This is a genomic window from Phormidesmis sp. 146-20 (assembly GCF_052939475.1).
Genome location: NZ_JBJPHT010000077.1, coordinates 1 through 21,328 on the forward strand (window position 1 = coordinate 1; position 21,328 = coordinate 21,328).

The 21,328-nt window shown below is 48.0% G+C and carries 22 protein-coding genes; 15 read left to right on the top strand and 7 right to left on the bottom strand.

What is annotated here, in order from left to right; genetic code table 11:
• Positions 1–870: 870 nt before the first annotated feature.
• Positions 871–1,275: a hypothetical protein gene (locus tag ACKFKH_RS31530; RefSeq protein WP_446862342.1), complete on the bottom strand. Its 405-nt coding sequence runs from the start codon at positions 1,273–1,275 to the stop codon at positions 871–873.
• Between the two features lie 129 nt (positions 1,276–1,404).
• On the opposite strand from ACKFKH_RS31530, the gene glyQ reads away from it, so the two are divergent.
• Entirely contained in the window at positions 1,405–2,274 is an 870-nt protein-coding gene (glyQ, locus tag ACKFKH_RS31535) for a glycine--tRNA ligase subunit alpha (protein WP_446862343.1), read from the top strand.
• 60 nt (positions 2,275–2,334) lie between these two features.
• Here the strand turns inward: glyQ and ACKFKH_RS31540 are convergent, their stop codons facing one another.
• Together ACKFKH_RS31540 and ACKFKH_RS31545 are read right to left on the bottom strand one after the other, a co-directional pair.
• Complete coding sequence (locus ACKFKH_RS31540) at positions 2,335–2,490, bottom strand: hypothetical protein (protein WP_446862344.1); 156 nt, start codon at positions 2,488–2,490, stop codon at positions 2,335–2,337.
• The gene (locus ACKFKH_RS31545; protein WP_446862345.1) at positions 2,465–3,175 is read right to left on the bottom strand and encodes an SDR family oxidoreductase; all 711 of its coding nucleotides are present in this window, start codon (positions 3,173–3,175) and stop codon (positions 2,465–2,467) included. The genes ACKFKH_RS31540 and ACKFKH_RS31545 overlap by 26 nt, the downstream gene beginning before the upstream one ends.
• Before the next feature lie 184 nt (positions 3,176–3,359).
• Between ACKFKH_RS31545 and ACKFKH_RS31550 the strand changes: the two genes are divergently transcribed.
• The 3 genes from ACKFKH_RS31550 (at position 3,360) to ACKFKH_RS31560 (ending at position 5,997) form a co-directional block, all read left to right on the top strand.
• On the top strand, positions 3,360–3,761 hold the full coding sequence (locus ACKFKH_RS31550; protein ID WP_446862346.1) for an Npun_F0494 family protein: 402 nt from the start codon (positions 3,360–3,362) through the stop codon (positions 3,759–3,761).
• A 149-nt stretch (positions 3,762–3,910) separates the two neighbouring features.
• A complete protein-coding gene (gene cobQ / locus ACKFKH_RS31555) occupies positions 3,911–5,374 on the top strand; it encodes a cobyric acid synthase CobQ (RefSeq protein ID WP_446862347.1) in 1,464 nt (487 codons plus the stop codon).
• Between the two features lie 383 nt (positions 5,375–5,757).
• The gene (locus tag ACKFKH_RS31560; RefSeq protein WP_446862348.1) at positions 5,758–5,997 is read left to right on the top strand and encodes a 2Fe-2S iron-sulfur cluster-binding protein; all 240 of its coding nucleotides are present in this window, start codon (positions 5,758–5,760) and stop codon (positions 5,995–5,997) included.
• A gap of 43 nt (positions 5,998–6,040) precedes the next feature.
• Here the strand turns inward: ACKFKH_RS31560 and ACKFKH_RS31565 are convergent, their stop codons facing one another.
• Positions 6,041–6,868, bottom strand: a complete 828-nt coding sequence (locus ACKFKH_RS31565) for an MBL fold metallo-hydrolase (protein ID WP_446862349.1) — start codon at positions 6,866–6,868, stop codon at positions 6,041–6,043.
• Between the two features lie 280 nt (positions 6,869–7,148).
• Between ACKFKH_RS31565 and ACKFKH_RS31570 the strand changes: the two genes are divergently transcribed.
• Positions 7,149–7,853, top strand: a complete 705-nt coding sequence (locus ACKFKH_RS31570; protein WP_446862350.1) for an N-acetylmannosamine-6-phosphate 2-epimerase — start codon at positions 7,149–7,151, stop codon at positions 7,851–7,853.
• 101 nt (positions 7,854–7,954) lie between these two features.
• On the opposite strand, the gene sipA is transcribed toward ACKFKH_RS31570, so the two are convergent.
• Positions 7,955–8,170, bottom strand: a complete 216-nt coding sequence (sipA, locus tag ACKFKH_RS31575; protein ID WP_446862351.1) for a regulatory protein SipA — start codon at positions 8,168–8,170, stop codon at positions 7,955–7,957.
• Between the two features lie 319 nt (positions 8,171–8,489).
• Here sipA and ACKFKH_RS31580 point away from each other — a divergent pair, with 319 nt between their 5' ends.
• The 8 genes from ACKFKH_RS31580 (at position 8,490) to ACKFKH_RS31615 (ending at position 15,740) form a co-directional block, all read left to right on the top strand.
• Complete coding sequence (locus tag ACKFKH_RS31580; RefSeq protein WP_446862352.1) at positions 8,490–9,767, top strand: MSMEG_0569 family flavin-dependent oxidoreductase; 1,278 nt, start codon at positions 8,490–8,492, stop codon at positions 9,765–9,767.
• Positions 9,768–9,962: 195 nt separating this feature from the next.
• Complete coding sequence (locus tag ACKFKH_RS31585) at positions 9,963–10,445, top strand: MSMEG_0572/Sll0783 family nitrogen starvation response protein (protein ID WP_446862353.1); 483 nt, start codon at positions 9,963–9,965, stop codon at positions 10,443–10,445.
• 219 nt (positions 10,446–10,664) lie between these two features.
• Positions 10,665–11,690 (top strand): Nit6803 family nitrilase, encoded by a 1,026-nt coding sequence (locus ACKFKH_RS31590; RefSeq protein ID WP_446862354.1) that lies wholly within the window; start codon positions 10,665–10,667, stop codon positions 11,688–11,690.
• Positions 11,691–11,695: 5 nt separating this feature from the next.
• Entirely contained in the window at positions 11,696–12,784 is a 1,089-nt protein-coding gene (locus ACKFKH_RS31595) for an MSMEG_0568 family radical SAM protein (RefSeq protein ID WP_446862355.1), read from the top strand.
• 20 nt (positions 12,785–12,804) lie between these two features.
• Positions 12,805–13,299, top strand: coding sequence for an MSMEG_0567/Sll0786 family nitrogen starvation N-acetyltransferase (locus tag ACKFKH_RS31600; protein WP_446862356.1), 495 nt, complete (start codon positions 12,805–12,807; stop codon positions 13,297–13,299).
• Positions 13,299–14,258, top strand: coding sequence for a sll0787 family AIR synthase-like protein (locus tag ACKFKH_RS31605; RefSeq protein ID WP_446862357.1), 960 nt, complete (start codon positions 13,299–13,301; stop codon positions 14,256–14,258). The genes ACKFKH_RS31600 and ACKFKH_RS31605 overlap by 1 nt, the downstream gene beginning before the upstream one ends.
• A gap of 25 nt (positions 14,259–14,283) precedes the next feature.
• Complete coding sequence (locus ACKFKH_RS31610; RefSeq protein WP_446862358.1) at positions 14,284–15,450, top strand: MSMEG_0565 family glycosyltransferase; 1,167 nt, start codon at positions 14,284–14,286, stop codon at positions 15,448–15,450.
• A 2-nt stretch (positions 15,451–15,452) separates the two neighbouring features.
• On the top strand, positions 15,453–15,740 hold the full coding sequence (locus ACKFKH_RS31615) for an MSMEG_0570 family nitrogen starvation response protein (RefSeq protein WP_446862359.1): 288 nt from the start codon (positions 15,453–15,455) through the stop codon (positions 15,738–15,740).
• Between the two features lie 244 nt (positions 15,741–15,984).
• On the opposite strand, the gene ACKFKH_RS31620 is transcribed toward ACKFKH_RS31615, so the two are convergent.
• Positions 15,985–16,935: a diguanylate cyclase domain-containing protein gene (locus ACKFKH_RS31620; RefSeq protein ID WP_446862360.1), complete on the bottom strand. Its 951-nt coding sequence runs from the start codon at positions 16,933–16,935 to the stop codon at positions 15,985–15,987.
• 198 nt (positions 16,936–17,133) lie between these two features.
• On the opposite strand from ACKFKH_RS31620, the gene ACKFKH_RS31625 reads away from it, so the two are divergent.
• Both ACKFKH_RS31625 and ACKFKH_RS31630 read left to right on the top strand, forming a co-directional pair.
• Positions 17,134–19,410: a response regulator gene (locus ACKFKH_RS31625; RefSeq protein ID WP_446862361.1), complete on the top strand. Its 2,277-nt coding sequence runs from the start codon at positions 17,134–17,136 to the stop codon at positions 19,408–19,410.
• 264 nt (positions 19,411–19,674) lie between these two features.
• Entirely contained in the window at positions 19,675–20,622 is a 948-nt protein-coding gene (locus ACKFKH_RS31630) for an S-layer homology domain-containing protein (protein ID WP_446862362.1), read from the top strand.
• A 341-nt stretch (positions 20,623–20,963) separates the two neighbouring features.
• On the opposite strand, the gene ACKFKH_RS31635 is transcribed toward ACKFKH_RS31630, so the two are convergent.
• The coding region (locus ACKFKH_RS31635) for a hypothetical protein (RefSeq protein ID WP_446862363.1) at positions 20,964–21,328 on the bottom strand (365 nt) is incomplete at its 5' end.

A 21,328-nucleotide genomic window follows, 5' to 3' on the forward strand; every position in this document is an offset into this window, starting at 1 on the left:
TTGTTTGTAAACCTGGTTCTACCCTCAATTAGAAAAGATTTGTCAGGCAGTCAGGGTAGCGACTATGGAGCACAGGTTTTCGATCAGATTGGAGTAGGACGAGAGCGTGAGTCCGTTGCCCAAGTCTAGGGTGGGGCTAATGGATTTCAAGCTAGACAAGCGTTGTTCTGCTTTTTCAAGAACGCGAGAGATTTTTTTGCGTCGTGGCATGGTGAATGCAATTCCTTGTGTAGCTTCTACATAACAGTTGCAATTTAGCTAGTGAGGAAGTTTGTCGCCTTGGGAGAAACTGAGCAAAGTAAAGAAATTTTCAGGTAGACAGGTGCAAAATTTTTGGTGATCTCCCCTACATGCTCATCGCTTCTTCATTCCTGCATCTGATTTTGTAAAGCCAATGTTAAGTCTGCGGCGATCGCTCTCAAACTTTTTTAGACTCCTTCTGAATGAGATTTAGCATCTTCCTTTAAAGCATATAGAAACAGTTATGTGTCTCTTAGAGTTGCTTAATTTTTTCTTATTGTTAGAAGAGCCACTGCAAGTAGAAATGGAATCCACTTGACTATGGTTTCTCTAGCAGTTAAGAACGATCAATTCACGCTTAACTCAACTGTTCCTGCAATCAGTCTTGATGCGCTTGCCCTTAATGAACATCGAACCCACTCAAGTGCAGTTTTTCGCGTAGCGACAGAGAAAAGTGTTGTTGTAAAGACAGCTTCTTGTGAACTTAGAAACAATCAAACCACCCTAAATCTAGCTTCTCGCTCACTGATGGCAATAGCTACTGAGCAAAGGGGCTATCGAGTTTTCCTAAGTGCGGCTCTCTTAAGTTTTCATGAGATTTGGTCCACAAGAACGTTCAGCTTTGGCTTATTAACGACCCCGCCGTAGAGCGATTCTCACACTCGGCTTTGCCAGAAAGTAGATCAAACCAACTGAAGTAATCAAGCTCACGAGTTGAATCAGCCCCACGAAGGATAAACCCAGCAGGCTGGCAAGGAGAATCATGATTTGCACAATCAGACTGCCAAGCCAACTCCAACGCCTAAACTTCAGCATTCCAAACCCTGTCACAACTTGTACAAAGCTCAACAAAGGAAGCATCAAAAATTCACCAATTCCCGCGATAAACAGAGTGAATGCTTGAGGTTGACCCTGGAGATTTGAGGATACGTGGATGACGATCGGAGCAGTGTATAAGAGTCCTAATATTCCAACCGACATCTGGACAAGGGCTGCAACTCGAATACCTTTGGGACGATCGTGAGCGTGAGACATGGCGATGATCTGATGACGGCACAGAATTCATGAAGTCAACTTTAGCCTCAGTTTCTTTTGCTGATTCACCTTCTGTTCTGCCAATTTGAGCGACAATTGACTAGCAAGTAGAGTGGCGGGGAACGTGCGGTGAATTTTCAGACGGTGATTGCGACGCTACATCAGTTTTGGAGCGATCGCGGGTGCTTGATCGTTCAGCCCTACGACACTGAGAAGGGAGCGGGAACTAAAAGTCCGCATACGTTTTTGAGAGCGATCGGCCCAGAACCCTGGTCAGTAGCTTATGTAGAACCGTGTCGTCGTCCAGGAGATGGGCGGTATGGAGAAAATCCAAATCGAGTGCAGCACTATTATCAGTACCAAGTGCTAGTCAAACCGTCGCCAGATAATATTCAAGAGATTTATCTAGATTCGCTGAAGGCGTTAGGCATTCGCCCGGAGGATCACGATATTCGATTTGTCGAGGATAACTGGGAAGACGCAGCGGTCGGGGCGTGGGGAGTTGGTTGGGAAGTCTGGCTTGATGGAATGGAGGTAACCCAGTTCACGTATTTTCAGCAGTGCGGGGGGATTGATTGCCGCCCAGTGTCGATCGAAATCACCTATGGGCTGGAGCGGTTGACCATGTATTTGCAAAATGTGAACTCTATTTTTGAGATTCAGTGGAACGATCGTCTCACGTATGGAGATGTCCACTTGCAAGGAGAAATCGAAAGCTCGACTTACAATTTTGAAGCTTCTAATCCAGATTTGCTGTTTACGCTGTTTAAACTCTATGAGCAAGAAGCAGAACAGTTGATGCAGAAAAAATTGGTGCTGCCTGCGTTCGATCAGGTGCTGAAATGTTCTCACACGTTTAACCTGTTGGATGCGCGAGGAGTCATATCGGTAACGGAGCGGGCGCGATATATCGGCAGGATTCGAGGATTGGCGCGGCAGGTCGCACAACTCTATCTAAAGCAACGTGAAGCGCTTGAGTTTCCTTTGCTGAAGCGTTAGAAAGTCATGCAGTCGCGCGATCGACATAGAACCGACTGAACTCTGAACCAGAACGACCCATTAAAGGAACGTCGGTAACTTGTTCAAGTTGAGCGGTTCTGAATTGCCATGAAAACTGGTGCTGTAGGCAAGAAGATGAGTACGATCGCCGCCGTGTGCCTTGTAATGTGCTTTGTGATGTAACTGTCGGCTAGATTGCAGCAGAGCGGACTTCATCAATTTTGATCGTCGTCCCTGAGATGAATTTCGCATCGTCAGAGATGAGAAATGCGACAATTTTAGCGAATTCAGCGTAGGTCGCCGGACGACCCCACATTAAGTCAGACGGAACGTTCCAGCCTGCTAACTCATCCATTGAATCGGCTACAAAAAAAGGCGCAACGGAGATCATACGAATACGATCGCGGCGATACCGCATTGCGTACATTTTAGTGAATCCCTCCATCGCCGCCCTCAGCGTTCCACTAAATGGAGTAGCCAGGTTTGGTTCTTGAGAATCGCAGGCAGAGATGTTGACAATCACACCACCTCCAATTTGTTGCATCGGTTCTGTCACCAATCTTGCCAACCGCACCACGCTAAGAAACAACATCTCAAAATTTTCGAGCCACAGTTCATCCGAAATCGAGAGCAAGTCAGGTCGAGACGGATCGCCAAAACTGTTGACAACGGCATCAATTCGACCAAACTGAGTCAACGTTGATTTTACCAATCGCTGCAAATCTTCAAGGTTAGCAATCGATCCCTGAGTCCCCACTCCGCCCAACTCCTCGGCCAAGTCGAGAACGCCTATTGATCGGGCCATTAGCGAAACTCGATAGCCTTGCTTTGCCAACTCCCGCGCACATCCTGCCCCAATCCCACGACTGCTGCCCGTCACGATCGCCACCTTCTGATCCATCACACTTTAGAAATACAATCCCTTAACTGTACTCATAACGAATATGATCTGATGAATTTGATAGCTTACGATCGCGCTTTACGCATCCCCCGATGTGACAGTGTTGATGAAGATGACTAAGATAGATTGAGATCAGCTAATCATCTCGATTCAAACTTTTCTGCCTCCTAGTGCGAATTGCGTCATGACATTCACTCCTTCGTCCTCTATTGACTATCCTCAAAGCACGCTTGACCGTGCCGATCGTGCCGTCCGATGTGCCCCATTTCGGCTCAAATTGTACGCTTCGATGATGACCCACAGCATTTCACTGCCCACGATCGCAGGCACGAGCGGACTACAACAGCAATACACCAAACGCCCCCTCACCGAACTGATCGCCGAAAGCGAGCTTCTTTGGCTGATTCAGGTGGGTCTGCTACGAAGAGAGGTAGACGGTCAGGGCTTAACCGATAGTTTTCGGCTGACTCCCCTCGGTCGGCAACTCGTCAACCACTGGCAAACCGCTGGCGGCGCAAATCTTCAGCCCAGTTTGAGCGATCGCTTCTACAATGCAGTCAGTCGTTGGCTCCGCGTACCCTTTTAACTAGGGATGAGGGATGAAATGTTTTTGTAGTCTCTGATGTTGAGATTCGAGTCAAGCAATCTGAACTCCAACTAATCCTTCCCCTTTCCTCCCTCATCCCTCATCCCTCATCCCTCATCCCTTCTCTCCCCCCGTCTCAGAGGTTCTCAATGAAATCAATTATGGTCGTCGGGACAACTTCCCACGCAGGAAAGTCGATGATTACGGCGGCGCTTTGTCGAATTTTGGCACGGCGCGGATGGCGAGTGACTCCCTTTAAAGGGCAAAATATGGCACTCAATTCCTACGTGACGGCGAATGGGGGCGAGATTGGCTATGCACAAGCAGTGCAGGCGTGGGCCGCGGGCGTAGTGCCCTGGGTTGAGATGAATCCAATTTTGCTCAAGCCCCAAGGAGACATGACTTCGCAGGTGATTTTGAAGGGCAGGGTCATTGGTAAAGTGGGAGCGGCTGAATATTACGAACAGTTTTTTGAGGCGGGATGGCAGGCGATCGAAGAATCCCTCCGGCGACTGGGCGAAGAATTTGATTTAGTGATTTGCGAAGGGGCAGGCAGTCCGGCAGAAATCAATCTCAAGCATCGCGATCTAACTAATATGCGGGTCGCTAAACACTTGAACGCGCCAACGTTGTTGGTCGTAGACATCGATCGCGGTGGGGCTTTCGCACACGTCGTCGGCACTTTAGAATTGCTTGATCCGGACGAACGATCGCTAATCAAAGGCATCGTGATCAATAAGTTTCGGGGACAGCGATCGCTGCTTCAGTCTGGAATTGATTGGCTCCAAGAACGCACGGGTATTCCGGTCGTGGGTGTGATTCCCTGGCTCGAAAATGCGTTTCCGGCAGAAGATTCACTGAGCTTGCTTGATCGTCAAGCCAACACCAAAGGAGAAATTACGATCGGGGTGATTCGGCTGCCGCGCATCTCTAACTTTACTGACTTTGATCCGCTCGAAGCTGAACCGACCGTTAATGTGAAATATATTCACCCCAAGCAAGGGCTGGGTCACCCAGACGCGGTGATTATTCCAGGCTCAAAGACGACGATCGCGGATCTGATTGCACTACACAAAGCAGGCATGACCGAAGAAATCCAAAACTACGTCGCCGCCGGAGGAACCATTCTCGGCATCTGTGGCGGCTATCAAATGATGGGTAAAATTCTCGCCGACCCTGAAGGCATTGAAGGGCAAGAAGGTCGTTATCGAGGATTGGGGCTATTGCCGCTCAAGACCGTAATTGCAGGTCAAAAAGTCGCCCGTCAGCGCAATGTCACTTCTAACTTTCCGCAGGAAGGGCTACCCGTTTCGGGCTACGAAATTCACCAGGGACGGACGCGGCTAATCGAGCCAGAAGGGACTCAGTTTCTCTTTGACGATCAGAATTTGGGTCTGGTAGATGAATCGCAATCAGTTTGGGGCACCTACCTGCACGGCATTTTCGACAACGGGCCGTGGCGACGTGCCTGGCTCAATCGGCTTCGTCAACAACGCGGATTAGGCTCACTGCCGACAGGAGTCGCCAACTATCGAGAACAAAGAGAACTCATGCTAGATCAACTTGCAGATGCGATCGAGCCTCATCTCGACTTAAAGCCAGTGTTATCGTAGAAGACTGGACGTTAGACATTGGGCGTTAAACCAATTCTCTCTAGAGTTTCACGTCTTTTGATCTCCCTACCCCCCCTTAAAAAGAGTAGAAAATAAAAGAGGCCGGTTCCTTCTTCTTGAGGGACAGGGGGATCTCATCTATGCAACTTCACAAAGGATCGGTGTTAGATAGTGGACGTTAGGACGTTAAACAGTAGACTTCTTAATTGAGTCCGACAATTAAAATCTTCTCTTATCCAAAAAACAAGCGCAACCCCAACTCAGTGAAGTGCGCTCTAGTCCCTAACCCTTTCGGTGCAACGTACCCGTTTGTCCTTGTCTTATACACTAAGGGCTGATCCTCAAAAAACTTAACTTCGTTTAGATATTTTTTAGATTTTGCCATGAGCGTTAGCATCCGATTTTTACCTGATGATGTGACGATCGCCGCCGAGCCGGGTGAACCTTTGCTCAAAGTGGCCGAACGGGCTGGCATTTCAATTCCGACGGGGTGCTTGATGGGGTCTTGTCATGCCTGTGAAGTCGAGATCGATGACGAAGAAACCGTTTGTAGCTGTATCTCATCAGTGCCTCCCGGACGATCGAGCCTCACCATCAATTTATTCTCAGACCCGACCTGGTAATGTGAGTTAGACGATGGATGTTTGGGGTGCGATCGCCTGAGTGTTATTTAAGTCGTCCTTGAGGCAGCAGTGACATCATTTTTTGGCGACCACGCAGCGTTTCGAGACGGGCAAAATCAAAAACCTGACCCCGTTTGACAAATCCACAAAACCCATCTTTTTGAGCGTTAGGCAGTTTGCCACGCTGATAATGATAGAGCCACATTTTGTTTTTAATCGCTGTTGGCAAAGTAACCAAATCTTCGTAATGGGCGTGAACGGTACTCTTGAAGGGAGACGTTTCGCAATCGTGAAAGATGATGTCAGCTTGATCAAGATAATCACCAATCACATCAGGACAAAACTGAGAATCTGTAGTCAGAAAAACTTTAGTGCGATCGACTTCAAAAAACAAACCATAGCTAGGAACGATCGTCTTTTTGCCTCGAATATGAATCGTTGGCACCAGATCAAAGCGCGTTTTCTCCCAAAAGAAATAGCTGCTCGACTGCACTTTCTGCACATCAAAATAAGTGTCCAACGTCGCCGTATCTCCTTGAATCGATCGCATTCCTCCTGATAATGTGTGTTCCCAGAGATCATCAGCCAGTTCTTCGCTGAGATAAAGTCTAGGCGTGGGACACCGCGCATCAAATTTGGTACTAAAGCCGACGTACTCTAATCCGCCAACATGATCGCCGTGCAAATGACTAATATAAATGTCTGTAATATCTTGATGAGAATAGGCTAAAGCATGAAGAGAAAATCGAATATCTGAACCACAATCGATTAAAAGTTTGTTGTTGCGCTCATCTACCAGGAGCATGTTTGACTGATAGTTGTCTGCTCCAATGGTGAAGGCAGACCCTGATCCGAGAAAGATTAGCTTCATTGCTTACAAGGTTTTTGGGACGGCTGGCGCTAGAGAGAGGTGAGCCTGGTTTGACCGGGGTTGGCAAAAAGGCTGGTAGATGAATGAGACCCTTGATCAGACTACAACGGCACCCCCATAAAATTCCCTATCGTTCTTTTCAAATAACAGACTGAAATGAATGACTCACTTGTGACTGACTTTTGAGAAAACGATCTCTTTGAGCTAACCGCAAGGGGGCGCTGCCCATTCTAGGTCGCTCTGTTGTTATCATGCTTTCGATCGACCCTGAATAAATTTTATGAGTAATTTTTCTAGTGTAATTCACAGCCTGGGCGGATTAGTGATTTCTTGTCAGGCTCCAGCAGACTCGCCGATGCATGAACCGATCGTGATTGCAGCAATGGCGCAAGCTTCGGTTAATCAAGGAGCGGCTGGGGTGCGAATCGATACTCCGGCTCACGTTGCAGCAGTCAGGCAGCGTGTCTCCCGTCCGATTATTGGATTGTGGAAGCAGGTAATTCCAGGATTTGAAGTTTATATCACGCCTCAGTTTGACCATGCCCAGGCGATCGCTCAAGCGGGTGCCGATGTGATCGCGATCGATGCCACGCTGCGCGATCGTCCAGATGGTGAAACCGTTACAGAACTGATTCAACGCATTCACAGCGAATTAGAGAAACCCGTGATGGCGGATGTGGATAGTCTGGAGGCGGCGATCGCTGCCGTCAAAGCAGGTGCCGATATGGTGGGGACGACGCTCTATGGCTACACCTCCCAGACGAAAGATCTAACGCCTCCAGGGTTTGATTTATTGGAGCAGATGGTTAAAGAGTTAGACGTTCCGATTATCTGTGAGGGGGGGATTGCGTCGGCTGAGATGGCCAGGAAAGCGATCGGGCTAGGAGCATTTTCGGTGGTTGTCGGAACGGCGATTACAGGGATCGATTTGCAGGTGAAGGCGTATCGATCAAAGGTGTTTCATATCAGTGAACGGCTCAGTTAAGTTACCGAAGAAGGGAGAATCTGGATACAGCGTTTTAGCTTGTGCAGATTTTGTTCCCATAGCTGCGAATTAATTCACCCAGTTTATTAAATCCATGAGCCTTAGCAGCCTTCCAGGTACTGGCTGTCGAGTAGATAGGTGCCTCTAGCAAACCGCACCGCCCAATAGTTACCAGGACGACGATCGACTACAATTCCTTCTTCACCTAAAGCAATCACATTTGGAGGACGCAGCATCGGCATCGGGTCGGCTGTTTTTACAAAAGGCGGCAAGATCAGGACGCGAACTTTGTCACCGACGGTAAATTCTTTGGACATATAAACCTAAAGGAGGGATGAGGGATGAGGGAGGAGGGAGGAGGGATGAAAAAAATACTTCTATTGGTTTTGGGGTGTTGACATCTTTCACTTTGTTCTGGACGAACTGCTGTAATCTGATCGTGGCAAAATTAGCGGCGTTCTGCACGTTCTGTGACCTATCGATTTAGACGAGGGACGATCGCGCTTCTCCAAAATTCTCTAGCGTTCGATCGTAAGTCCTGCCCATAGTATCAGACTTGAAACTTTCGTAGTCGGAAATACAAACCTCTCGCTTCATCAGCGCGTACTCTGGCAGCACCGATATCCAAATTTGCCCATGAAAACGCACTATTCTGTACTGGTTGTCGGCGGGGGGCAGGCAGGATTGTCAATGAGCTATTGCCTAAAGGAGCGAGGCGTTGATCATCTTGTCTTTGAGAAAAATCAGATTGGACATGAGTGGCGATCGCGCCGTTGGGATGCGTTTTGTCTCGTGACTCCCAATTGGCAATGCAAGCTTCCGGGCTATCCTTACGCAGGCGACGATCCCTATGGGTTTATGCAAAAGGATCAGATTGTTCAATATCTAGAAAGTTATGCGGCATTCTTTAATCCCCCTGTTAAAGAGGGCGTGATGGTCTCCAAAATTTGGCAAAGCGACGCTCATTTTGAATTGACGACGACGATCGGAGACTTTACCGCAGATCAAGTGGTTATTGCAGCAGGCAGCTACCATATTCCTAAAGTGCCAAAAATTGCCGAACGGCTGCCTCAAGACATTGTACAAATTCATTCATCTACTTACAAAAATCCGGAGTCTTTACCTGACAAAGCTATTCTCATCGTGGGCACCGGACAGTCAGGCTGTCAAATTGCTGAAGACTTGCATTTAGCAGGTAAACAAGTGCATTTATGTGTCGGAGGTGCGCCCCGATCGCCGCGTCGATATCGAGGAAAAGATGTGGTCGAATGGCTAGATGCGATGGGCTACTATGACTTGTCGATCGCTGACCATCCTCAAAAAGAAAAGGTGAGAACAAAAGCCAACCACTATGTCACCGGGCGCGATGGTGGACGTGAAATTGATCTTAGACAGTTTGCTTTAGAAGGAATGCAGCTACATGGACGGTTAAAAACAATTCATCAAGGACAACTAGAGTTTTGGTCTGACTTACAACACAATTTAGATCAAGCTGATGCAGTTGCAGAAAGCATTAAACAATCAATTGATGGCTTTATTGAAAAGCAGCAAATTCAGGCACCTATAGATCCTCCTTACACACCCGTTTGGCAGCCTCAAATAGAAGATTTAACCCTCAATTGCAAACAAGCTAATATTGGAGCGGTGGTCTGGTGTACAGGCTATCAAACAGACTTTAGCTGGATTGAAGTTCCGGTCTTTGATGGCAAGGGCTATCCAGGACACGAGCGAGGCGTGACTAGCATTCGAGGACTGTATTTTTTGGGGTTGCCGTGGCTGTATACCTGGGGTTCGGCTCGATTTTCGGGCATCGATCGAGACGCTAACTATCTCGCCGATCGCATTGTCACTAGACAGAGAGTTTCCGATCCGAGTACGTGGAGTGTCGTGAACGAATTTCTGATCGGTTCGTAGTCGTGATGACTGAATGGCAGATCACCTATTGATTTAGACAGGTTATCTGAGAAGGATTGCGATCGTTCTGACGATTATTCTTTCCATTCCTGGTCATATTGTTAGACCTAATTTTTTCGTATTCCCAGATACAAAGTTTTGTTTGAATCAGCCATTAATCTTGCATCACAATCAGTTTGTTAGAGATGAGGGAATATGCCTGAAGTAACGACTCCTGCCCATCAAACGGGTGATTTCTTTGTCGATTACGAGGAGAAAGTCTTTCCAGATGTCAAAGCAGAACCGGGCGAGAAGGCGTTAGTGACCTTTCACACAGTGGCATTTGAGGGGTCGATCGGATTTGTCAATCTGCTGCAAGCGACTCGTCTACTGCGTAAAGGGTTTGAAACGTCGATTTTGCTATACGGTCCGGGGGTGACTTTGGGCGTACAGCGTGGCTTTCCCAAGATTGGCGACGAAGCGTTTCCGGGACACCAAAACTTCAACAATCAACTCAGCAAATTCATGTCTGAAGGTGGCAAAGTCTACGCCTGTCGCTTTGCTTTGCAAGCACTTTATGGTCACGGTGAACCTTCATTGATTGAGGGGATTCGTCCAATTAGTCCGCTTGATGTCTTGGATCTGGTGTTGTTGCATCGCAAAGATGGCGCGTTTATTTTGGACACCTGGACACTGTAAAAACCTCAAGCTTGGTCGAAAATCTCCACCGAAAATCTTCACTTGGTTTCAGATTCGGGTGCCCCCTAAATTTCTCACGAGTAGAGGACTTTGAATCTAGTTCCTGCTGACCACTTTGAACCAAAATTCTTGTCTTAAAGTCGCCCAATAAGGGGGGTTGGGGGGCAGAAGCGCCAGACGACACGAGAAACCCGATCGAGACGTTAATGAGGCGTGAATATGTTACCCATTGTCCGAGCGGCAGCGGTGCAGATCAGTCCTGTGTTGTTTAGTCGAGAAGGAACGATCGAGAAGGTATTGAATGCGATCGACGATGCCGCCAAACAGGGCGTACAGTTGATTGTTTTTCCCGAAACGGTTGTTCCTTACTATCCTTACTTTTCCTTCGTTCAGCCTCCGGTTTTGATGGGCAAAGAACACATGCGGCTTTATCAAGAAGCGGTAGAAGTTCCGAGTGTGACAACGGAGGCGGTAAGTCGGGCGGCGCGATCGCATCAGATGGTTGTCGTTTTGGGTGTAACTGAACGAGATAACGGATCGCTCTACAACACACAATTGATTTTTGATGCGGATGGTTCTTTGTTGCTCAAACGCCGCAAAATTACGCCCACCTATCACGAGCGGATGGTCTGGGGGCAGGGAGACGGATCAGGGCTAAAAGTGGTGCAAAGTGCGATCGGTAAACTCGGTGCCCTGGCCTGCTGGGAACATTACAATCCGCTGGCTCGATTTGCGCTGATGGCTCAACATGAACAAATTCATTGCGCTCAGTTTCCAGGGTCAATGGTGGGGCAGATTTTTGCAGACCAGATTGAGGTGACGATTCGCCATCATGCGTTAGAAGCGGGGTGTTTTGTAATCAACTCGACAGGCTGGCTGTCTCCAGAGCAAATCGCCCAAATTACCCCAGATGAAAAGCTGCAAAAAGCGCTGAGTGGGGGCTGCAATACAGCAATCATTAGCCCTGAAGGGGTGCATCTTTGTCCGCCGATCGTGGAGGGAGAAGGCATGGCGATCGCCGACCTCGATTTTTCTCTCATCACAAAACGCAAACGCATGATGGATTCGGTGGGTCACTATGCGCGTCCTGACCTACTTCAACTACAAGTCAACACAGAATTAAGAACGTCGGTTGAAATAGATTCTAGAACAGATTTTCGCGTAAATTCTGATTTCAATCTAACCGGATTAGAAATGCTAGAAGAGCGTCTGAACTCTGATCATTCCATCATTCTTGATCAATAAAGTGAATGGATAAACAACAGCTAATTACCAATCTTCAATCACAGGGATTAAACCTGATCGAGCATGGAATGGGAGCGTCTGGACGCAAAGGCGGCGCAGGGCCCTCGGATCACAAAGCGATCGCGATCGACAATACAACCGTGATGGTTCCCGTCTTCACCAGTGCGGCGGCTCAATCACCCTACAGCGCACGATTTGATGCGTCCACCAAGCAAACCATATTGGAATTGGACGGAGCCGCGATCGCAGCGATTAATTTTCCTTCTCAGCCCAAGTTTTATAGCTTGACAACCGCAGATGGCATTCCCTACTGGAAGATCGCGTTGCTGCACAGCCGAGACGTATTGGCAACCACCGTTTTGCAAACCTGTATACGCTATGGCGATGTCGCCACTTCCTGTCAGTTTTGCGCCATTGGTCAATCGTTGTCAGCCGATCGCACGATCGCTCGCAAATCTCCCGCTCAACTCGCAGAAGTCGCAGAAGCCGCCGTTCGACTTGATGGCATTCAACACATGGTGATGACCACAGGAACGCCTAACACGAGCGATCGGGGAGCCGCCTACCTAACTGAATGTGCCAGAGCGATCAAAAATCGGGTTCATTTACCCATGCAGGCTCAGTGTGAACCTCCGGATGATTTTGTCTGGTTTGAGCGACTGAGGGACGCAGGCGTAGACAGTTTGGGAATGCATTTGGAGGCAGTCGGTGCAGAGGTACGATCGCGGATTATGCCTGGTAAAGCAACGGTGCCGATTGATTACTACTTTGAGGCATTTGAGGCGGCCGTTCGCGTTTTTGGTTGGGGACAGGTCAGCACTTATTTGTTAGCAGGTTTGGGGGACGATTTGCCGACGCTTTTACAGGCTTGCGATCGACTGATTGCGATCGGTGTTTATCCCTTTGTGGTGCCGTTTGTGCCAATTAGCGGAACGCCTCTCGCGACTCATGCGCCTCCTAGCAGTGAGTTTATGTACAGTCTCTATCAGCAAGTTGGTGGAATGCTCGATCGGGCTGGAATGTCCTCAAAATCAATTAAAGCAGGCTGTGGAAAATGTGGGGCCTGTTCTGCCTTATCGGTTTTTGAATCTTAATTCCAGCAGTTTTTCTAGCAATGTCTTATTTATTCAAACTCGCAATCACACCGTCTGAAGTTTCTGCTTATTTTGCCTTGCGTCATGCAATCTTCGTAGCGGAGCAATCCTTATTCTCTGAAAGTGACGTGGATGAGATTGATACGATCGCTCACCCTATCATTGCGCTATCTCAAAGCTCTACATCGTCCATTCTCGGTATCGTTCGTATTTACGAGCCAGAACCTCGACTCTGGTATGGCGGTCGGTTAGGCGTTCATCCAGATCATCGGCGCGTTGGTCGGATTGGTAAAGGCTTGATCCACAAAGCGGTGACAACGGCCAACACCTGGGGCTGTGAGAAATTTTTGGCAACGGTACAGCTACAAAACGTGCGATTTTTTCAACGACTGCACTGGAATTCTCTAGAAGAAATCACCGTCTGCGGACTGCCGCATCACCTGATGGAAGCTGATTTGAGCTACTACCCGCCCACTTCTGATCTACGTCCCGCCCTGTCTCAGGAAGCGTCGTAATGTTAATCGATCTGGTCAAACGGTTACAGAAGTCGATCGGCATTCTACACAAGCAGGACATTCAAGCCGTTTCTTGCCAACTCGCTCACGCCCAATCCTCCTCAAAAGTGCTGTTGGGAGATGACTGTGCCGCCATCTTGGATGGGACAAGCTACCTACTGCTGGCGGCTGAGGGAATCTTACCGTCCCTCGTCGAAACCGAACCCTGGTTTGCAGGCTGGAGTGCTGTGATGGTGAATGTAAGCGACATTTACGCAATGGGAGGACGACCGATCGCCATTGTTGATGCAATTTGGAGCCAGTCTACCGCGCTAAGTGTGCCTTTAATTGAGGGAATGAAGGCCGCGTCTCAGGCGTACAGTGTGCCGATCGTCGGCGGACACACCAATGCTCACAGTCCTTATGATGCGTTGTCTGTGGCGATTGTGGGGCGAGCGAATCAGTTGATCACGAGTTTTGGGGCGCGATCGGGCGATCGGCTGTTAATGGCGACTAATTTTCGGGGTCAGTCTCATGCTCGATATCCCTTTTGGAATGCGGCAACTAAAGCTGATCCAATGCAGTTGCGGCGAGAGTATGAAATTTTGCCGTTTTTGGCAGAGTCAGATCTGTGTGATGCCGGAAAAGACATTAGCATGGGCGGTATTGTTGGCACGCTGTTAATGCTGCTAGAAACGTCGGGCTGTGGGGCGGTGCTCGATTTGGATGCGATTCCCCATCCGGCTGAGTTGTCGCTAGAAGATTGGCTGGTTTGTTTTCCGAGCTATGGGTTTTTGTTGAGTGTTCGACCAGAGAACGTGGAGGCAGTGCAGGCGCAGTTTCGTCAGCAAGATTTGGTCTGTGAAGTGATCGGAGAAATCGAGCCGACTCATCATTTAGTGTTGCGATCGAGTAATCAATCCGTTCTGTTTTGGGACTTAGCTAAAGAAAGCCTGACTGGATTCTCTACAAGACAATAAAAGTGAACAGAGATAAGAGGTTGTCATGACTCAGAAATTGCGAATTGCGTTACTCACCTATTCGACAAAGCCACGAGGTAGCGTCATTCATACGTTGGAGCTGGCAGAAGCGCTGCATTCACAGGGACATTACGTTTGTGTGTATGCATTGGATAAGGATGGGTTGGGATTCGATCGCTCCCTCGCCTGTGAGGTTAAATTAGTTCCTGCTCAACCTGCTCCTGACAACATTGATGATTTGATTCATCAGCGCATTCAAGAATTTGTAAATTATCTATTCGCTTCAGATCAAGTTTACGATTTTTACCATGCTCAAGATTGTATTAGTGCGAATGCGTTATCAATTTTAAGATCGCTCGGAAAGATCCCTCATTTTATTCGTACTGTTCATCATATTGAGGATTACGAAAGTGCCTATCTACAGCGTTGTCAAGATCGATCGATTCGCGATGCTGATCTGTGTTTTTGTGTCAGTCATCGCTGGCAAATTGCACTTGAGCAAACCTACCAAATTAAGGCGCTTAGAGTAATGAATGGAGTTGATCAAAATCGTTTCTCTCCCATTCCCAATCGTACTGATTTTGCATTAAGACAGCGATTAAACTTACGAGGCAATCCTATTTATCTAACCGTTGGCGGCATCGAACCTCGCAAAAACTCGATCGCTCTTCTCAACGCATTCATCGAAGTCTTGGCTTCTCATCCCAACGCTCAATTAATTGTGGCAGGGGGAGCCACGCTATTTGATTATCAAGACTATCGCGACGAGTTCTTTGAGCTGGCAGAATTGGCAAATGTGACTGACGCACTGATCTTCCCCGGCGTAATTTCAGACGTAGAATTACCGGCCCTGTATCGACTGGCTGACGCTTTTGTGTTTCCGTCGGTCAAAGAAGGTTGGGGATTGGTAGTCATGGAAGCGATCGCCTCTGGCATCCCGATCATCACGGCCAATCAGCCTCCATTTACCGAATTTCTCTCCTGCGATCAGGCAATCTTAATCGATCCCCATTCCTCTACAGCGATCGCGCAAGCCATGAAAACAGTGATCCACCCCGAAATCTCAAAGTCATTAGTACAACAAAGTCGAACGGTCTGCGATCGCTACACCTGGGAAGCTTCTGCAAAACAACATGTTGCCCACTACAATCAGTCACTACAGCTTTGTTCTCCTCAACCGACGGTTTGTTAACCATGCCAGAAATCCGCTTTCAAATCGAACTGCCCGACGGCTCCCAAGAAACCTGCTATTCGCCCTCGCTGATCGTCAAAGAATACTTCACCCCCGGCAGCGAATATGACTTAGAAGATTTCATCACGCGATCGCGCACTGCTTTGAGAATTGCTAGCGATCGTGTCGAAGCAAAATACGGCCGACCCTGTGGTTTAGCCCTGGGACAACTCCAAGAAATCGAAGCAATGGCAGCCCAATTTCAGCACTTACCCCAACCCAAAGTTAAACTAATCGGCTTTGTTGAATAGCAGGTATAAGGGGTGAAGATAGGGGTTCAGTTTGGTTGTTTAAGCGCGATCGAGCTAAGTGAATTGGCAGACAAACCTTTAATGAAGTGAGATTCAAAACTCAATATCAATTCATCAGGTTCAAGAGCGAGTCTAAGACACTAAAAATTTTGTCCAATTCCCCAGAATCGGCAGGGGGAGCACAAGGGCGGAACAGCGAAGCCAAAAAACTTACTCGAATTCACATTAAATTCAAAACCGAGCCTCACGCAATCTGTAACGTTGCTTCTGAAATAACAACGCGATCGCGCCCCTGTCTCTTGGCTTGATATAGCGCTCTGTCTGCCACCTCGATCAAAGTTGTCGGCATGGTTTGAGCGGTAGGAATCATTGTCGCAACGCCCAAGCTAACGGTCACATAAGGACAAACCTGAGACGCTTGATGCAAAATCTTCAGCGCTTTGATTTGAGAGCAAATGTGGTTAGCAAGATCGGTGACTCCGCTGATTGGCGTGTTAGCCAGCACGATCGCAAACTCTTCTCCTCCATAGCGAGCCATCAGATCGGTAGAGCGCTTTCCTGCCGATCGCAAAACCTGAGCCACTTGCCGCAAACAGCGATCGCCCGCTTGATGCCCATAGGTGTCGTTAAACGCCTTAAAGTAATCGACATCCAACAAAATCAGAGAGAGCGGAAACGGTTCTCGTGTCGATCGCTTCCATTCCTGCTTGAGATGAAGATCAAAGCATCGACGGTTCGCTAATTGGGTCAGATCGTCACGCCAGACAAGATCCTGTAACACTCGATTGGTGGCTTCTAGCTGTTGATGCAGACGGGTTTGCTGAGTTAAGCATCGTAACCGCTGCCGCAAGACTGCCCAATGAATTGGCTTTGTCACATAGTCGTTGGCCCCTACCTCAAAAGCGCGATCGACTGAGATCTGATCGTCTAATCCAGTGATCATCAAAATTGGCGCACGATGGTCTAAAGCGTGAAGTTTGGCACAGCAGGTAAAGCCATCCATCTCACTCATCAGCGCGTCTAGCAAGACTAGATCGGGTTTGAGTTGGCGATAGAGATGAAGACCTTGTTGCCCACTGTCTGCTTCTACAACTTGATAATTCTCCTGCTCAAGCAACTTTCGTAACTGAAGTCGTGTAAAAAGATCGTCATCAATCACCAAAACTAGAAGGGGGTCACCGTTAGAAAAAGACATAGCGGGCACTCAAAAATAATAAGTCAACCAGATAAAAAAACTCGCCTCAGTTAGAGTTAAGCGTATCAAAAAAGCACAGTAAAACTACGCTAATTTGACGTAACAATTCATGCTGTAAGAAGAAAAACACCTGCCTAAAGTTGTAAATTATAGTCTTACACAATATATTTCCCTTTAAAGATTTGATAAAGTTAATTTATGAAAATTCTTCTGGTAGAAGACGATCGACTCCTGTGCGATCGCCTCAAAGCTTCTCTAATTGAGCAGCACTATAGTGTGGATGTGGCTGCCGATGGTGAGCAGGGTTGGGCGTTTGTCGAATCGCTTGACTATGATTTGATTGTCCTGGATGTGCAGTTGCCTAACCTGGATGGCCTTAGTTTTTGTCGTCGGCTCAGAGCGAAGGGCAATCAGGTTTTAGTATTATTGTTGACTGCAAAAGGGACAAGTACTGACAAAATTTTGGGATTGGATGCCGGAGCAGATGATTATGTCGTCAAGCCCGTCGTTTTGCAGGAGTTAGAAGCGCGAATTCGAGCCTTGTTGAGACGAAGCACTACGATCGCGTCTCCGCTGTTGGAGTGGGGACAGTTGTGTTTAAATCCAATCAATTGTGAAGTCACCTATGCTGGGGCACCACTTACTCTTTCGCGTAAAGAATATGCACTTTTAGAGTTATTTTTACGCAATCAGCAGCGCGTTTTTAGTCACAGCGCGATTCTCAATCAGCTTTGGTCGATCGCTGATGACATGCCCGGAGAAGAAACCGTCAGAGCACATATCAAACGACTCCGACAAAAGCTAAAAGCAGCAGGCGCAGCGGACTTGATTGAAACAGTTTATGGGCTGGGCTATCGGCTCAATGCGGCATTTGCGAAAGTATCGGGCGATGCCAAAGATTCACAAGCAGCCAATCAACCCGTCGATCACGTTGCAGAGTCTCTAATCGAAACAGATCAGTGGCAGAGCGATCGACTTCAACTCATAGATCGCATGATTGTATTAGAACAAGCTGCCCAAAATTTATTACAACATTCTCTAGAATCAGAGCTACAACAAACAGCAGAACAGGAATGTCATCGCTTGATTGGCGCTCTGGGAATGCTGGGCTTATCACAAGAAGCCGCGATCGCTCAACAACTTGAACAACAGTTTCGGCAAAAGTCTTTGAGCCAAATCCAAGCTTATACCGTCTGGGAAAAAGTATTTGCGTTACGTCAAGCAATCGAGCGCGCTCATTCTCCAATCTCTACAAAAACGAAGGGAGCGAAAAAATCAGAACCGCTGCGATCGCTCTTGGTGAGTGATGATCAGGCGTTTCTCAATCGACTTGTTACTGAAATTCCGGCGCACCATTTGCAGACGATCGTATCTGATCATTCCTCTACAAAAGATGCCATTCGGCGGGTCTGTCCAGATCTGGTGCTATTGGATTTATCAAACGAGCAAGCGGCATTAGATTTACTCAAAGATCTGTCGCAAATGCCTCCTTTACCTGTGCTGGTGTTTGTGGGTGACGCGGCGGTGGATCGAGGCACGATCGCTCGCTATGGGGGACAGGAATTTTTGTCAAAACAGATTTCACCTAATTTGTTGCTGGAAGCGATCGATCAAAGCGTGGCGCGATCCTCCGAAGCCAAAATTTTGATTGTGGATGACGACCCCCTTTTCTTGCGCTTGCTGCGGGCCCTTTTAGAACCGTGGGGCTTGCAGGTGACGACGCTGAATGATTCGCTTAAATTTTGGGACGAGTTACAGACCATGCAACCTGATCTTCTAATATTAGATGTGCAAATGCCCGGTATGAACGGAATTGAATTGTGTCAGCAGTTGCGAAATGATCCGCTTTGGGATTGGTTGCCAATTCTATTTCTCACGGGACAAAAAGATCCAACAACCATTCAACAGGTGTTTGCAGTCGGGGCAGACGACTATATTGGTAAGCCTGTCGTTGCGCCAGAGTTAATGACGCGCATTCTCAATCGACTCGAACGAACTCGCCTACTCCGCAAACAAACCGACCTCGATGCGCTCACTGGGCTGTCTAATCGCTGGCGATCGACTCAGGAAATCCATCACTTACTCAATCGATGCGATCGGTTTCAGCAGCCCTTCTGTTTTGGGATATTAGAACTCAATGATTTGAAGTTTATTCATCAACAGTATGGACATGCACTGGGCGATCGACTTCTTTCTCAGATCGCTCGTTTATTACAACAAACGTTTCGTCATCAAGAAGTTGTCTCTCGCTGGGATGGCGCAGAATTCATTATTGGCATCTATGGCATTACTCACAGCGATGGGGTGAAATGGTTAAAGGATATGGTGCGATCGCTTCAACAACTAGAAAATGCAAGTCTCGATAGCAATTTATTTAATATTACTTACAGCATTGGTGTCGCTGAATATCCCCAAGATGGAACAACGCTAGAGGCTCTCTACAAAACAGCGAGTCTAAACTTATCGAAAGAATAACTGTCAATTCAACACGCCGATTTTGTTTGATTCACCATTTTTGAACAGAGGTTGAAACGGTTACTTGCTACAAATTCTCGCCCCCTACATTCCCCAATTCTGAGGGACTTTGACTCAGCCTGCTTGGTTGATCTGTTACAGCTTATTTTCAATTTGGTATTAGATTCACAAAAATCTCTCTCAAGTTAGGGCTAAAAGACTATCCCTATCGAGCAATTTGCTTTAGGATTTGGGATAAGAAATTTTTATCCCCCGTGTAACAAAATGACTTCTTCCCCAGAACCGCCCCCCTCTCGTAGAAGACTCGAACCTGACGAATTGATTGCCATTCTGGTTGCCTTTGGTAGCATTGGGGCGATTTTTTTCTGGGCGATCGGTCAACCTGATTCAGGCTTTGATCTATCTTCTCTCCTCAGCAGTCCTGCTCCTGTTGCGAGTCCGGTTCCCAGTGTGGCAGCGTCTCCCGTAGAGCGCGAGGGAATTCAGCCGTCTGTGGTTGCGCCTGCGAGTCCGATGCCTGGTGTGCCCACGGTTGATCCTCCCAATCAAAACTTTACGATCGCGCCTGTCCCGATTCCTCAGACTGGTTCTGCTGTGACTCCTGCATCTCCGGTGCCTGCGTCTCCCCCACCGCCTCGCGTGACGGGGTTTTCGGATGTGCCAGCGACTTATTGGGCGAATCCTTATATTGCAGAACTGACTCAGCGTGGCATTTTGCAAGGCTTTCCTGATGGCACGTTTCAGCCTGACAAGCCAGTGACACGGGCAGAATTTGCAGGAATTGTCAGTAAGGCGTTTGAGAGAGCCAAATCGGAGCAGCCTTTAGCCTTTCAAGATTTGCCTGCGGACTATTGGGCGAAGGGCGCGATCGACGAGTCGATTCAAACAGGCTTTATGAATGGCTATCCGGGGGGCATTTTTCGTCCTGATCAGCCGATTCCGCTCTCACAGCTACAGGTGGCGCTGGTGACGGGGCTAAATCTCAAACCCAAGTCTGACCCGGTGCAGGTTCTCAGTAGGTATCAAGATGCTCAAGAGGTGCCAAAGTGGGCAGTCAGCAAAGTGGCGGCGGCGGTTGAGTCGGGTCTGGTGGTGGACTACCCGGATGGAAATAAATTGACTCCCGATCGGGGGGCGACCCGTGCGGATGCGGCTGCTTTGATCTATCAAGCGCTGGTCACTGAAGGTAAGGTGAAAAAGATTCAGCGATAACAAGTCTGAATTAACGTTAGTCCGACAATGTTTTTTCGCTGCGATGTTTTGCGCTTCTGCCCCCCAAGCTGCCAGTTCTGGGGGAATTTTAGACATTGAATTTTCGATCTCAAGGTGAAGTAAAGGGACGTGAATTCGATGAGAGTTTTTCGCTTCGTTGTTCACAGCCTCTGCCCCCCAACCCCCCAATTTTGGGGAACTTTAAGAGAAGAATGCTGCTTCAAAGTCCCCTACTCGTGGGGGATTTAGGGGGCTGCCCGGATTAATCAACCGTAGCGAAAGATTGCATCGAACTGACGTTAAAGGGAGCCGTGACCAAGTGGACATAACTCCCTAATCTCCTACAGTTGAATTGTCTTTTTGTTGTGCAATTCCTCCAAATGTATGAGTGAACCAGCCCCCATGACAATATCGAACTTCATTAAAGACCGTTGAATTTGATAGCCCGCTAACACGCGAATCACTTGATATTCAGTGGTCAAATCGCTTGTGCCATCCCATTTGAGATAGGCTAATTGATTTGAGGCAACTTCACTCAACTGTTCAACGAATTCGTCAATACAATTCCTGACATCCGAGAGAATGCCAGAGGGTACAAAAATCAAACGGTCTTGCAAATCCAAGGTAACGGTGACTTGGTATCGCCTAACTGATGAGCATTGCAACTCAAAGCTAAACGAAACCGAGTCAGGAAGGTGTCTCCTAA

What these genes read in the sequence shown, in the direction of transcription:
- ACKFKH_RS31530 (WP_446862342.1), bottom strand. Translation starts at nt 1,275, where the DNA reads ATGTCTCACGCTCACGATCGTCCCAAAGGTATTCGAGTTGCAGCCCTT.
- ACKFKH_RS31540 (WP_446862344.1), bottom strand. Translation starts at nt 2,490, where the DNA reads ATGAAGTCCGCTCTGCTGCAATCTAGCCGACAGTTACATCACAAAGCA.
- ACKFKH_RS31545 (WP_446862345.1), bottom strand. Translation starts at nt 3,175, where the DNA reads ATGGATCAGAAGGTGGCGATCGTGACGGGCAGCAGTCGTGGGATTGGG.
- ACKFKH_RS31550 (WP_446862346.1), top strand. Translation starts at nt 3,360, where the DNA reads ATGACATTCACTCCTTCGTCCTCTATTGACTATCCTCAAAGCACGCTT.
- cobQ (WP_446862347.1), top strand. Translation starts at nt 3,911, where the DNA reads ATGAAATCAATTATGGTCGTCGGGACAACTTCCCACGCAGGAAAGTCG.
- ACKFKH_RS31560 (WP_446862348.1), top strand. Translation starts at nt 5,758, where the DNA reads ATGAGCGTTAGCATCCGATTTTTACCTGATGATGTGACGATCGCCGCC.
- ACKFKH_RS31565 (WP_446862349.1), bottom strand. Translation starts at nt 6,868, where the DNA reads ATGAAGCTAATCTTTCTCGGATCAGGGTCTGCCTTCACCATTGGAGCA.
- ACKFKH_RS31570 (WP_446862350.1), top strand. Translation starts at nt 7,149, where the DNA reads ATGAGTAATTTTTCTAGTGTAATTCACAGCCTGGGCGGATTAGTGATT.
- sipA (WP_446862351.1), bottom strand. Translation starts at nt 8,170, where the DNA reads ATGTCCAAAGAATTTACCGTCGGTGACAAAGTTCGCGTCCTGATCTTG.
- ACKFKH_RS31580 (WP_446862352.1), top strand. Translation starts at nt 8,490, where the DNA reads ATGAAAACGCACTATTCTGTACTGGTTGTCGGCGGGGGGCAGGCAGGA.
- ACKFKH_RS31585 (WP_446862353.1), top strand. Translation starts at nt 9,963, where the DNA reads ATGCCTGAAGTAACGACTCCTGCCCATCAAACGGGTGATTTCTTTGTC.
- ACKFKH_RS31590 (WP_446862354.1), top strand. Translation starts at nt 10,665, where the DNA reads ATGTTACCCATTGTCCGAGCGGCAGCGGTGCAGATCAGTCCTGTGTTG.
- ACKFKH_RS31595 (WP_446862355.1), top strand. Translation starts at nt 11,696, where the DNA reads ATGGATAAACAACAGCTAATTACCAATCTTCAATCACAGGGATTAAAC.
- ACKFKH_RS31600 (WP_446862356.1), top strand. Translation starts at nt 12,805, where the DNA reads ATGTCTTATTTATTCAAACTCGCAATCACACCGTCTGAAGTTTCTGCT.
- ACKFKH_RS31605 (WP_446862357.1), top strand. Translation starts at nt 13,299, where the DNA reads ATGTTAATCGATCTGGTCAAACGGTTACAGAAGTCGATCGGCATTCTA.
- ACKFKH_RS31610 (WP_446862358.1), top strand. Translation starts at nt 14,284, where the DNA reads ATGACTCAGAAATTGCGAATTGCGTTACTCACCTATTCGACAAAGCCA.
- ACKFKH_RS31615 (WP_446862359.1), top strand. Translation starts at nt 15,453, where the DNA reads ATGCCAGAAATCCGCTTTCAAATCGAACTGCCCGACGGCTCCCAAGAA.
- ACKFKH_RS31620 (WP_446862360.1), bottom strand. Translation starts at nt 16,935, where the DNA reads ATGTCTTTTTCTAACGGTGACCCCCTTCTAGTTTTGGTGATTGATGAC.
- ACKFKH_RS31625 (WP_446862361.1), top strand. Translation starts at nt 17,134, where the DNA reads ATGAAAATTCTTCTGGTAGAAGACGATCGACTCCTGTGCGATCGCCTC.
- ACKFKH_RS31630 (WP_446862362.1), top strand. Translation starts at nt 19,675, where the DNA reads ATGACTTCTTCCCCAGAACCGCCCCCCTCTCGTAGAAGACTCGAACCT.